Origin of the sequence: Azospirillum sp. TSH58 (assembly GCF_003119115.1) — a bacterium.
In the GTDB taxonomy this organism is placed as follows: Bacteria; Pseudomonadota; Alphaproteobacteria; order Azospirillales; family Azospirillaceae; genus Azospirillum.
Window position 1 is genome coordinate 233,216 of the sequence record NZ_CP022364.1, and the last position, 12,456, is coordinate 245,671.

Below are 12,456 nucleotides of genomic sequence, written 5' to 3' on the forward strand. Positions count from 1 at the left end.
TGCGCCGTTCGCTCAGGCCGGGAGAAGGACGAACCGAGCGAGGATGAGGGTGATGTTGTCCGGCCCGCCCGCGCCGTTGGCAAGGTCGATCAGCCGGGCACAGGCGTCTTCGCCATCGGGCGGCGGCTGTTGGGTGAGAATGCGCTGGATCACGCCCTCCGGCACGATGCCGGTCAGCCCGTCCGAACACAGAAGGTACTGGTCGTCCGGCTGCAGATCGTGGACGGCGATGTCGGGCTCCACCTGCTCCCCGGTGCCGAGCGCGCGAACGATGATGTTGCGATGGGGAGCCTGCCCGCGGCGCCCGTTGTCGAGCCAGAGCTGGTAGAGGCTGTGATCGCGCGTCAGCAGGCGCAACTCGCCGCCGCGCAGGCGATACAGCCGGCTGTCCCCGGCGTGGAACACGACGACGCGCCCGGTTCCCGGAACCCGCCAGAGTCCCACCAACGTGGTTCCCATGCCGCGCCCTTCGGCGTAGCCCCGCTGCCGGTTCAGGGCGTTGATCCGGCGGTTGGCGGCCACCACCGCGGAACGCACCGTCGATGCGGCGTCCGCCGCCGCCCTCTCCTCCTCCGCCGGGGATGGTGTCCGACCGCCGTCGGCCTGGTCCTGAGAAGCGATGACGGCGGCCACCACCTCCACCGCGGTGCGACTGGCGATGTCGCCGCCGGCGTGTCCGCCCATGCCGTCGCAGATCACCGCCAAGCCCCGCGCCGGGTCGAGGTGGAACGAATCCTCGTTGCGCGACCGGACGCGGCCAACATCCGTTTGTCCAGCGGCGATCATCTCGATCAGGGCGGAATGCATCACGCGAACGGCTCCAGCGCGTTACAGCCGAACCAGCTTCCTGGAAACAGCCTTCGGCAACGCGAAAAACCGCCTCGGCTTTGCATAAGATAATGGCGGAGAGCTTGCGAATTGAACAGCGGGAAAGGACGCGTGAAAACGCCTCAGACGCTGACGTCCAGGAGCGTGCCGCGCTGCTTGGCACCATAGCCGGCGCCATTGGTCCGGGCCTGGACCGCCGCCGTCTGCGGGTCGATGGCCTGCCCCGACTGGGTGGCGTTGCGGGTTTCCCGCGTCTGGTCCATTTTCCCGACCGCCTGGGTCGCCTGCACCGTCTGGGTGCGGACGGTGGGGGTGGTCTGCTGCGCCGCCTGAACCGCCGGAGACATGGCCATCTGCATCGCCGGTGTGATCGGCGGCTGAGGCTTTGCCATCGGTGGCATATTGAGCGGGTTTAATTGCATGTTGAGAAGATGCGCCCGCGCATCCACCGGTTCAAGGTCCGAATCGCCGCAGCGACCGATTCAAAAGCGAAGGCCGGAGGAGCCTTCGCCTTTTCGCCACCCGCGCGGTGTCGGATCAGACCGCCGGCTGCTGCTGGGTGATGCAGTGGATGCCGCCACCGCCGCGCACGATGTCCAGCGCCGGAACCTGCACAATCTCACGGTCCGGGAAGGCCCGGCGCACGATGCGGAAGGCCTCGTCGTCCGCCGAATCCTCGAAGGCCGGCATGACGATGCCGCCGTTGGCGATGTAGAGATTCGTGTAGGACAGGGTCAGTCGAACGCCGCTCTCGTCGCGCCGCGCCGGCTGGCGGACCGGGATGACCTCCAGTTCCCGCCCCTGGGCGTCGCGGGCGCGCTTCAGCCGGTCCAGATTGTCCTGGAACGCCTTGAAATTGGCGTCGCCGGGATCGTCGGTGGTGATGGCCATGACAACGCCGGGCTTCACGAACAGGGCGATCTCGTCGATGTGACCGTCCGTCTCGTCGTCCTGATAGCCCTCGCCCAGCCAGATCACCGTGGAGATGCCGAGATGCTCCTTGAGAAGCTCCTCGATCTCCGCCTTGCCGAGATTCGGGTTGCGGTTCGGGTTGAGCAGGCACTGCTCGGTCGTCAGCAGCGTCCCCTCCCCGTCCACATGGAAGGAGCCGCCCTCCATGATCAGGGGCGCTTCGAAGCGGCGCAGGCCGAGATGCTCCAGCATCAGGCGCCCGACCTGCTGGTCCTTGTCGCTGTCCGGGTAATTGCCGCCCCAGGCGTTGAATCGCCAGTGGACGCCGGCCAGCTGCCCTTTCCCATCGGTGACGAAGCTGGGTCCGGTGTCGCGAATCCAGGAGTCGCTGATGGGCAAGGGCAGGATCTCGACGCCCGGCCCGCAGGCCAGCGAGGCGTCGGCGACATCGGCGGGATCGCAGACCATGGTCACCGGCTCGAACCGGCTGATGGCGCGGGCGACGTCGGTGTAGGCGGCGGCGGCGGCGTCGAAAGCCCCTTCGGGCCACGTCTCGGGCCGGCACGGCCACGCCATCCAGCAGCGGGTGTGCCGTTCCCATTCGCCCGGCATGGTGAAGCCTTCCGCCGCCGGTGTCGTCATCTTTGAATCTCCTGCCAAATCCCTGAATGGCCCGGCTCTTTTGCATGGCCGGAGCGGGTCGTCACGATGTTACCCGTGACCCACGGTCACCCTAACCACGGAGCGGAGGATTTGGCAACGGCCACCAAAGAGGCCTCTGGAATGCCCGGAAGGGCAACGCGCTCGACCGCTCAGCGGCGGGAGGGCGGACGATCCGAATAGCGGCGCTTGGGCGCCGAAAAAGGCATCGAAAAACCAAGACGAAGCATCGGGAACCATAAGAGCGCGCGCACGATACGGCCTCATTCGCTGTTGCAGATGCCCACAGAATAGCAAATGCAACAGCGGACGACCACCCCCGCCGTCTGCGGCCTGATGGCATAGCCCCTATGAGGCGACACGGAAGGGGTAAATCAGCCCCCCTGCACCGCCATCTGCTCGTCCCGTTTCTTCTGCCGGTCCTGCCGCGCCATGACCAGGCTGGCGATGAAGATGCCGGTGGCGACCACCACCATCATCAGCGTCGCCAAGGCGTTGATCTGCGGGCTGATGCCGAATTTCACGCTGGAGAAGATGACCATCGGCAGTGTGGTGGAGCCCGGCCCCGACACGAAGCTGGCGACCACCACGTCGTCGAGCGACAGGGTGAAGGCGAGCAGCCAGCCCGACACGATGGCCGGGGCGATGATCGGCAACGTGATGACGAAGAACACCTTGGCCGGGCGGGCGCCGAGGTCCATCGCCGCCTCCTCCAGGCTCTCGTCCAGGCTGACGAGGCGCGACTGGATGATGACCGCCACATAGGCCATGGTGAAGGTGGTGTGGGCGATGGTGATCGTCGTCATGCCGCGCCCGTCCGGCCAGCCGATGGCCTGCTCCAGCGCCACGAACAGCAGCAGGAGCGACAGGCCGGTGATGACCTCCGGCATGACCAGGGGCGCGGTGATCATGCCGCCGAACAGCGTCCGTCCGCGGAACCGCCCGAAACGGGCCAGCGCCAGGCCGGCCACGGTGCCGAGGATCACCGACGCGGTGGCCGACATCGCCGCCACCTTGAGCGACAGCCAGGCCGCCCCGAGAAGCTGGTCGTTCTGCAGAAGCTCCGCGTACCATTTGGTGGAGAAGCCGCCCCAGACCGTGACCAGCCGCGATTCGTTGAAGGAGTAGAAGATCAGCAGCGCGATCGGCACGTAGAGGAAGGCGTAGCCGAACCACAGCGCCCAGGCCAGTTTTCCCATCTGCTTCATCGCCCGGCCTCCGTCTGGCGCCCCTGGACATGCTGGAAGACCATGATCGGCACCACCAGGAACAGCAGAAGCGCGATGGCCACCGCCGAGGCGACCGGCCAGTCGCGGTTGGCGAAGAACTCGTTCCACAGCACGCGGCCGATCATCAGCGTGTCGGGACCGCCGAGCAGTTCCGGAGTCACGAACTCGCCGACCGAGGGGATGAAGACCAGCAGCGACCCCGCGATGATGCCCGGCAGCGACAGCGGCAGCGTCACCGTCAGGAACGCCTTCCAGGGCCGGCAGCCGAGATCCGCCGCAGCCTCCAGCAGAGTCGGGTCGAGCTTTTCCAGCGTCGCGTAGAGCGGCAGCACCATGAAGGGCAGATAGCAGTAGGTCATGCCGATGTAGACGGCCCAGTCCGAGTAGAGCAGCTCGAACGGCTCCGTCGTCAGGCCGGTCCATTGCAGCAGGTTGTCCACAACCCCGTTGGCCTTCAGGATGCCGATCCAGGCGTAGATTCGGATCAGGAAGCTGGTCCAGAAGGGCAGGATGACCAGCATCATCAGCGGCCCGCGCCTGGACGGCTCCGCCCTGGCGATGGCATAGGCCATGGGATAGCCCAGCAGCAGGCAGCAGACGGTGGTGACCAGCGCGATCTTCACCGAATTCAGATAGGCCAGGATGTAGAGATCGTCGCCGCCCAGCCGCAGATAGTTGGACAGGTTCAGCAGGATCTGGAGCTTGGTCGTGCCCGCGTCCTCGTCGACCAGCCAGTCGATCAGCGGCGCGTAGGGCGGCTGCGCCAGCATCGCTTCCGACAGGCTGATGCCGAAGACGATCAGGAAGGGCACCAGGAAGAACAGAAGAAGCCACAGGTAGGGGATGGCGACCACCACCCCCCGCCCCCACAGGCCGATCCGGCGCAGAAGGTCGATCATTGCGTCAGCACCACCCCGGCGAAGGGACGCCAGCTCAGATACACCTCGTCGTCCCAGGTGATGGGCATCTCGGTGCGCCGCACCACGTTGGGCGCCGTGACCCGCACCGTCTTGCCCGTCTTCAGCTCGACCAGATAGATCGACACGTCGCCGAGATAGGCGATCTCGCGCACGATCCCGCTGGTGACGTTGCGCCCAGCGGCGTTGGTCGCGGCGTTGGTCGCGGCGTTGGCCGGCGGCTCCTTGCTCAGCGCGATCTTCTCCGGACGGACGGCGACTCCCACCGTGGCGCCGGCGGGCACCGCCACCGCGTGGTTGATGTAGAGGTCGCAGCCGGCGTCCTCCGAACGGATCAGCACATGGTCGGCCTGATCCTCCACCACCCTGCCCTCGAACATGTTCACCGAGCCGATGAACTCCGCGACGAAGCGGGACTGCGGGTATTCGTAGATCTCGGTCGGCGTGCCGGTCTGGGCGATGACGCCGTGGTTCATGACGGCGATCCGCGAGGACATGGTCATCGCCTCCTCCTGGTCGTGGGTGACCACGATGAAGGTGACGCCCAGCTTCTCCTGGATGTTGACCAGCTCGAACTGCGTCCGCTCGCGCAGCCGCTTGTCCAGCGCGCCCAGCGGTTCGTCCAGCAGAAGCAGCTTGGGACGCTTGACCAGCGAGCGGGCCAGCGCCACGCGCTGCCGCTGGCCGCCGGAGAGCTGGTGCGGCTTGCGCTTGCCGAACTGGCCGAGCTGGACGAGGTCGAGCATCGCCCCCACCCGCTCCTTGATCTCGGCCTTCGGAACGCCGTCCTGCTTCAGGCCGAAGGCGACGTTCTGCTCCACCGACATGTGCGGGAACAGGGCGTAGGACTGGAACATCATGTTGACCGGCCGCTCATAGGGCGGGATGCCGGCCATGTCGACGCCGTCGATGAAGATCTTGCCCTCGGTCGGCGTCTCGAACCCGGCCAGCATGCGCAGCAGGGTCGTCTTCCCCGACCCCGAGCCGCCCAGCAGGGCGAAGAACTCGCCCCGATAGATCGACAGGCTGACCTCGTCCACAGCGACGAAATCGCCGAAGGTCTTGGTCACCTTCTCGATTCGCACATAGGGCTTCTGTCCCGGGTCCTGCCAGGGTTCCAGGCGCGTGGGCTTGCGGATCGGCTGGACGGCCATGCGGCTCCTCTCGGCGTCCTCTTCTCATGGGAACGCCCCGGCCGTTCCCGACGGGAAGCGACCAGGGCGCGTGTCGTGCAGGCCGGTTCGCGGCGCGCTTACTTGCCGGTCTTGACCTTGGTCCAGACGCGGGTGCGGGCGCGGTCGGTGGCCTGCTTGATCGACTTCAGGGCGAACAGCTTGACGGTGCTGTTCTCCGGCAGGAAGACGGCGGGGTTGGACTTCACGCCCTCGTCAACCGAGGCCAGCGAGGCCGGGACGGCGTTGGCGTAGCTCACCGTGTTGGACACCGCCGCGATGTTCGCCGGGTCCAGGATGAAGTTGATGTAGGCGTGCGCGCCGTCCTTGTTCGGCGCATCCGCCGGAACGGCCAGCGTGTCCCACCACACCTGCACGCCTTCCTTCGGCGTGATGTATTCGACCTTCACGCCGTTCTTGGCTTCCTCGGCGCGGGCGGCACCCTGGATGGCGTCGCCGTTGTAGGCCATGACGACGCAGGCGTCGCCGCCCGCCAGGATGTTGATGTTCTGGCCGGTGACGAACTGCTTGATGTAGGGGCGGACCGCCAGAAGCGTCTTCTCGACCTTGTCCAGATCCTCCTTCTTCTCGGAGTTCGGATCGAGGCCGAGGTAGTTCAGCACCGACGGGATCACGTCGATGGCCGAATCCATCACGGTGATGCCGCAGGCCGCGACCTTCTTCGCCACCTCCGGCTTGAAGATCAGGTCCCAGCTGTCGAGCGGGACGTCGGGGGCGACGGCCTTGATCTTCTCCGGGATGATGGCGATGCCGACCGTGCCGCCGAGATAGGGCACGGCGAACTTGTTGCCGGGGTCGGAATTTTCGAGGAGCTTGAGGACCTTCGGATCGACGTTCTTCAGGTTCGGGATCTTCGCCTTGTCGAGCGGCGCCACGACCTTCGCCTGGATCATCCGCGACAGGGTCGGCTCGGCGGTGGGGACGATCACGTCGTAGCCCGACTTGCCGACCAGCACCTTCTGCTCCAGCAGCTCCAGGCTGTCGTAGAGGTCCACCTTGGTGTCGTAGCCGGTGGCCTTCGTGAAGTCCGCCAGCGTCGATTCGCCCAGATAGTCGTTCCAGATGTAGATGTTGACCGGCTTCTTGGCCTGGGCCAGCGCCGGGCCGGCGATGGCGATCGCCGCGACGGCGCCGATGACGCTGAGAGCGAAACGTTTCATGCAGAAAGCCCCCGAATTCTGGATCGTTCGTCAGTTCGCAACTGGTCGACTTTTTTCCATTCGACGTGGGAGGCGGCGTGCGTTGCACGGCGTCCCCGGCGCGAGCGCTATTGCACCCACGGGGGGGTTGGTTGTCAACGGTTTGCGGGGGGTTTTGCGGGTTTTGCGGAACGGAAATGCCCCCTTCCGCGGCAGCGGCGGAAGGGGGCGGAAAAATGCTCAAACGTTCAGCAGGAGATTCTCGCGCTCCCAGGAGCTGATCACCCGGTGATAGGCCTCGTACTCGGCCTCCTTCACGCAGGTCACCGCGTCCAGGAACTTCTCGCCCAGCACCTCCTTCAGCGGCTTGCAGGCGTTGAACTTCTGCAAGGCGTCCCCCTGGTGGCGCGGCAGGGTGAAGGCGAGGCGGTAGGCGGACCCCTTCACCGGGTCGGTCGGCTCCAGCCCCTGGGCCATGCCGAGATAGCCGCAGGCCAGGGACGCGGCGATGGCGAGGTAGGGATTCGCGTCCGCCCCGGCCACCCGGTTCTCCACCCGGCGCGAATCGGCGGGCGAGACGGGAACGCGCAGGCCGGTAGTGCGGTTGTCGCGGCCCCAATGCACGTTGATCGGCGCGTCGGAGTTCGGCACCAGCCGCCGGTAGGAGTTCACGTTCGGCGCCAGCAGCGGCATCGCGTAGGGCAGATACTTCTGAAGCCCGGCGATGTGGGACATGAACAGCGGCGTGTCCGCCCCGTTGGCGTCGGAGAACAGGTTGCGCCCGGAATCCGCATCGACCACCGACTGGTGGATGTGCATGGCGCTGCCCGGCTCGTTCTGCATCGGCTTGGCCATGAAGGTCGCGTAGACCTGATGGCGCAACGCCGCCTCGCGCGCGGTGCGCTTGAACAGGAAGGCCTGGTCGGCCAGTTCCAGCGCGTCGCCGTGGTTGAAGTTGATCTCGATCTGCGCGGCCCCCGCCTCGTGGGTCAGGGTGTCGATGTCGATGTCCTGCGCCTCGCAGAAGTCGTAGACCATCTCGAAGATCGGATCGAACTCGTTCACCGCGTCGATGCCGAAAGCCTGCCGCCCGCTCTCCACGCGCCCGTTGCGCCCGACCGGCGGCACCAGCGGGTAGTCGGGGTCCTTGTTGACCTGGACGAGGAAGAACTCCAGCTCCGGTGCCACCATCGGCTTCCAGCCGCGCTCCTCGTAGAGCGACAGCACCCGCTTCAGGACATGGCGGGGGGAGAAGTTCACCGGGCTGCCGTCGGCGTAGACACAGTCGGTGATGACCTGGGCGGTCGGCTCCTCGTACCAGGGGACGAAGCGGATCGTCCGCTCGTCCGGGATCATGTAGATGTCGGAATTCTCGTCCGAGGTGACCGCGTCGTCCTCCGGGTACTCCCCGGTGACGGTCTGGACGAAGATCGCCTCGGGCAGCCGCAGACCGCGGTCGCGCAGGATGCGCAGGAACTTCTCGGCGGGCACGATCTTGCCGCGCGCGATGCCCGACATGTCGGGCACGAGGCATTCCACTTCGGTGATGCGGTTCTTCTTGATGAAGTCTTCCATGAAACCCATGAACGTATGGACCGCACCGGACGGTGGGCAGCCCCTCCCTGCTGTGAATGACCCGCTTACTATGATCCCGCACCCCCTCCTCGCGCCAGAGGGGAACAAAGATCCTGCCCATTTGACCGCTGGAATCATTGACGGGGCGGGGGTCACTCCCCTAACTCGGCAGTCATGCCGACATCATCCCACATCCGCTCGTGGTACGCCGACACCGCGACTCCGCACCCGCGGCACCCGGCGCTGGAGGACACGCTGTCCTGCGACGTCTGCGTGGTCGGCGGCGGCTACACCGGGCTGATGACCGCGCTGGAACTGGCCGAGCAGGGCTACGACGTGGTTCTGCTGGAGGCCAACCGCGTCGGCTGGGGGGCGTCGGGCCGCAACGGCGGGCAGATCATCACCGGCTACAACAAGTCGATGAGCACCATCGAGCGCTGGGTCGGAGCGGAGGATGCCCGGCGGCTGTGGGACCTCGGCGAGGAGTCCAAGGCGCTTCTGGCCGAGCGGGTGGCGAAGCACGCCATTCCCTGCGACCTCACCTGGGGCTTCGCCCACGCGGCGGTGAAGCCGCGCCACATGGGCGATGTGGCGGCGATGGAACGCGAGATGCGCGACCGCTACGGCTACGGGAAGGTCCGTGCGCTCGACCGCGAGGCCATGCGGGCGGTGGTGCGCAGCGACGCCTATGTCGGCGGGCTGGCCGACGACGGAAGCGGCCATCTGCACCCCTTGAACTACGCGCTGGGGCTGGCCGCCGCCGCCGTCCGGGCCGGCGTGCGCATCTTCGAGGACAGCCGCGTCACCGCCATCGACACCGGGGACCGCCCCGGCGCCACGACGGCGAAGGGGCGGGTGACAGCGCGTTTCCTCGTGCTGGCCGGGAACGCCTATCTGGGGGCGCTGGCGCCGCGCCTGTCGGCCAAGGTGATGCCGGTCGCCACCTACATGATCGCCACCGAGCCGCTGGGAGAGGCGACGGCGTCCGCCCTGCTGCCGACCAATGCGGCGGTCAGCGACATGAACTTCGTGCTCAACTACTTCCGCCGCTCCGCCGACCACCGGCTGCTGTTCGGCGGCGGCGTCAGCTATTCCGGGCTGGACGCGCCGGGGCTGAAGATCGCCATGCGGTCCAAGATGCTGGCGGTCTTCCCGCAGCTCCGCGGCGCCGCGGTCGATCATTTCTGGGGCGGCCACGTCGCCATCACGATGAACCGCATGCCCGATGTCGGCCGGCTGACGCCGACGACCTATTTCGCCCACGGCTATTCCGGCCACGGCGTGGCGCTGGCCGGCATGGCCGGCCGGGTCATGGCCGAGGCGATCCGCGGCACGGCGGAGCGGTTCGACGTGTTCGCCCGCGTGCCCCACCTGCCCTTCCCCGGCGGGCGGCGATTCCGCACACCCGCCCTTGTCCTCGCGATGCTCTGGTTCCGACTGCGCGATCTGCTGTAACCTGCCCGTCCCATTCCCGCTTCCGGTCCCCGCCCATGTCCGACGTCACCGATCCCGAAACCGGAAGCACGGAAGCCGAAGCCGAGGCGACACCCGCCGCGGCGACGCCACCCGACGCCGCGCCCGCGGCCCCGATGCGGGACACGCATTTCGATTTCGAGCACAAGGTCTTCAGCCTGTCCGGGGCCTTCTTCTGCATCGACCCCTCCTCCAAGCAACCGGTGCTCCACATCCTGCTGGGCGATCTGAAGGCCGCCCTGCCCTTCAACACGCTGATGGAATCCTTCGACATCAAGGAGGACAGCCGCGACGCCAAGCTGCTGGACGTCGTCGCCAAGGGGCTGGCCTTCGTGAAGCAGATCCGTCCCGGCGAGCAGATTCCAGGGGAGTTGCTGGACGGCCGGGCCTCCTGGTCGGTGGAGGAGAAGCACCGGAACATCGCGCGGGGGCGCCTGACCGTCCAGCTCGTCTCCTCGATCTCCGGAACCGAGATGATCGTGGTGAAGGCCGACGAGCTGGAACAGATCGTCGAGGACCCGCAGACCAAGCAGCGCGTCAAGGCCGCCTTCAAGGACATCGCGGCGAAGCTGGGCCTGAAGGACAATTACGAGCAGTACCTGACCGACCGCATCGAGGACCTGACGCAGGAGCTGTCCTACATCGAGGCGCTGCGCGACCGCTTCAACGCCATCCGCGCGATCAGCGGCAAGCTGGGCCGGCTGACCCAGATCTACCGGACCGACCGCACCCTGTGCAACGAGGTCGCGCGCATGCAGGGGCTGTTGAACAAGCCGCTGAAGGACTACGACGCCATCTTCGAGCAGGCGGACGCCCAGACCGGCGAGATCTTCGGCGCGCTGAAGGCCTTCGACACCACCGTGTCCTTCATCCGCAAGATCCGCGACGACCTGCGCGCCCGTCTTCTGGAGTGGGAGGACATCCTCCAGGCCTGGGACACCACCCCGGTGGAGAAGTCCACCGCCATCGAGCAGTTGCAGAAGCAGACCTACCGCTTCCTCGCCAACCGCTTCATGGAAACCAAGGTCTGGATTCGCAAGTAACCGAATTCCCCGCCATCCCCCGGCCTTGTCGTAGTCATGCAATCGAATGGCTGCGATGATCGGAATCGGCTTGTCACCGGAAGGGCAATAACGAAACATCCCTCCATCCGCACCTTGACGGTGGCCGACACGGAGGATGTCGCCATGAAAACGATCAAGCTGTCTTTGTGGGGTATTTTAGCCCTTCTCACGATTTTATGGATTGCCGCCGAACCCGGGGTGTTTCTGGCGGACGGCTTCTTCGCTCTTCGCGCCCAACTGGTCCAATACAGCGGCATCATCGCCATGGGCTGCATGGCCGTGGCGATGATCCTGGCGCTGCGGCCGCGCTGGCCGGAGGCGTGGTTCGGCGGTCTCGACAAGATGTACCGCCTGCACAAATGGCTGGGCATCGCCGGCCTCGTCGCGGCGATCGTCCATTGGCTGTGGGCCCAGGGGCCGAAATGGGCGGTGGGCTGGGGATGGCTGGCCCGGCCGCAACGGGGACCGCGGGCCATTCCCGACAGTTCCCTCGAACAGTCGCTCCGCAGTCTGCGCGGCACCGCCGAATGGCTCGGCGAATGGGCCTTCTACGCGGCCGTGCTGCTGATCGCGCTGGCGCTGTTCAAACGCCTTCCCTACCGGCTGTTCTTCAAGACGCACCGCCTGCTGGCGATCGCCTATCTCGTGCTGGTTTTCCACGCCGTCGTGCTGACCGACTTCGCCTACTGGAGCTTGCCCATCGGCTGGGCGATGGCTCTGTTGCTCGTCGCCAGCGCCTGGGCCGCCGTCGTCGTGCTTCTCGGCCGGGTCGCCGCCGACCGGCGGGTTCCCGGCACGATCAACGCTCTCCATTACTTTCCCGGCGTGCGCACGCTGGAGGTCGCGGTCGACGTTCCGCGCGGCTGGCCGGGCCACAAGGCGGGCCAGTTCGCCTTCGCCACCTCGGACCGCGCGGAGGGCGCCCACCCCTACACCATCGCCTCGGCCTGGAACGACGCCGAGCGCCGCATCACCTTCGTGGTCAAGGAGCTTGGCGACCACACCCGGCGGCTGCGGGAACGGCTGACGGTCGGCCAGGCGGTGACGGTGGAAGGGCCTTACGGCTGCTTCACCTTCGACGATTCCTGCCCGCACCAGATCTGGGTGGGCGGCGGCATCGGCGTCACGCCCTTCATCGCCCGCATGAAATTCCTGGCGGCCAGCGCTGAACGGCCGCGGCAAACCATCGATTTCTTCCACACCACCAGCGAGTACGACGAGGACGCGATCGCGAAGCTCACCGCCGACGCGGCGGCGGCGGGGGTCCGCCTCCATGTCCTGGTCGACAGCCGCGACGGCCGCCTGAATGGCGAGCGCATCCGTGCCCTGGTGCCGGACTGGCGTGACGCCAGCGTCTGGTTCTGCGGCCCGACGGGCTTCGGGCAGGCGCTGCGGCATGACTTCGCCATCCATGGCCTGCCGGTGGAACAGCGCTTCCACCAGGAACTCTTCGCGATGCGCTGACC

General features: G+C 66.7%; 11 protein-coding genes. 3 read left to right on the forward strand and 8 right to left on the reverse strand.

The genetic code is table 11. The features are described 5' to 3' along the window. Positions 1-12: 12 nt before the first annotated feature. The 8 genes from TSH58p_RS04640 to TSH58p_RS04675 all read right to left on the reverse strand — a co-directional run bounded on the left by TSH58p_RS04640 (position 13) and on the right by TSH58p_RS04675 (position 8,462). Positions 13-807, reverse strand: coding sequence for a PP2C family serine/threonine-protein phosphatase (locus tag TSH58p_RS04640; RefSeq protein ID WP_109071220.1), 795 nt, complete (start codon positions 805-807; stop codon positions 13-15). 143 nt (positions 808-950) lie between these two features. Next, entirely contained in the window at positions 951-1,181 is a 231-nt protein-coding gene (locus TSH58p_RS04645) for a hypothetical protein (RefSeq protein WP_247874154.1), read from the reverse strand. Positions 1,182-1,365: 184 nt separating this feature from the next. Continuing rightward, positions 1,366-2,382 carry an agmatine/peptidylarginine deiminase gene (locus tag TSH58p_RS04650; protein ID WP_109071222.1) on the reverse strand — a complete coding sequence of 339 codons (1,017 nt, stop codon included), beginning with the start codon at positions 2,380-2,382 and terminating at the stop codon, positions 1,366-1,368. A gap of 392 nt (positions 2,383-2,774) precedes the next feature. Beyond that, on the reverse strand, positions 2,775-3,608 hold the full coding sequence (locus TSH58p_RS04655) for an ABC transporter permease subunit (RefSeq protein ID WP_109071223.1): 834 nt from the start codon (positions 3,606-3,608) through the stop codon (positions 2,775-2,777). Continuing rightward, complete coding sequence (locus TSH58p_RS04660; protein WP_014240467.1) at positions 3,605-4,528, reverse strand: ABC transporter permease subunit; 924 nt, start codon at positions 4,526-4,528, stop codon at positions 3,605-3,607. Before TSH58p_RS04660 ends, TSH58p_RS04655 begins: the two co-directional genes overlap by 4 nt. Then, positions 4,525-5,700, reverse strand: coding sequence for an ABC transporter ATP-binding protein (locus TSH58p_RS04665; RefSeq protein ID WP_109071224.1), 1,176 nt, complete (start codon positions 5,698-5,700; stop codon positions 4,525-4,527). Before TSH58p_RS04665 ends, TSH58p_RS04660 begins: the two co-directional genes overlap by 4 nt. Positions 5,701-5,798: 98 nt before the next feature. Then, a complete protein-coding gene (locus tag TSH58p_RS04670) occupies positions 5,799-6,899 on the reverse strand; it encodes an extracellular solute-binding protein (RefSeq protein WP_109071225.1) in 1,101 nt (366 codons plus the stop codon). Between the two features lie 219 nt (positions 6,900-7,118). Next, entirely contained in the window at positions 7,119-8,462 is a 1,344-nt protein-coding gene (locus TSH58p_RS04675) for a glutamine synthetase family protein (RefSeq protein WP_035673873.1), read from the reverse strand. Between the two features lie 165 nt (positions 8,463-8,627). Here TSH58p_RS04675 and TSH58p_RS04680 point away from each other — a divergent pair, with 165 nt between their 5' ends. From TSH58p_RS04680 to TSH58p_RS04690, 3 genes are all read left to right on the forward strand, one after another. After that, on the forward strand, positions 8,628-9,908 hold the full coding sequence (locus tag TSH58p_RS04680; RefSeq protein ID WP_109071226.1) for an FAD-binding oxidoreductase: 1,281 nt from the start codon (positions 8,628-8,630) through the stop codon (positions 9,906-9,908). A gap of 35 nt (positions 9,909-9,943) precedes the next feature. After that, positions 9,944-10,969 carry a hypothetical protein gene (locus tag TSH58p_RS04685; protein ID WP_109071227.1) on the forward strand — a complete coding sequence of 342 codons (1,026 nt, stop codon included), beginning with the start codon at positions 9,944-9,946 and terminating at the stop codon, positions 10,967-10,969. A 219-nt stretch (positions 10,970-11,188) separates the two neighbouring features. Next, complete coding sequence (locus tag TSH58p_RS04690) at positions 11,189-12,454, forward strand: ferric reductase-like transmembrane domain-containing protein (protein WP_247874155.1); 1,266 nt, start codon at positions 11,189-11,191, stop codon at positions 12,452-12,454. Positions 12,455-12,456 lie beyond the last annotated feature (2 nt).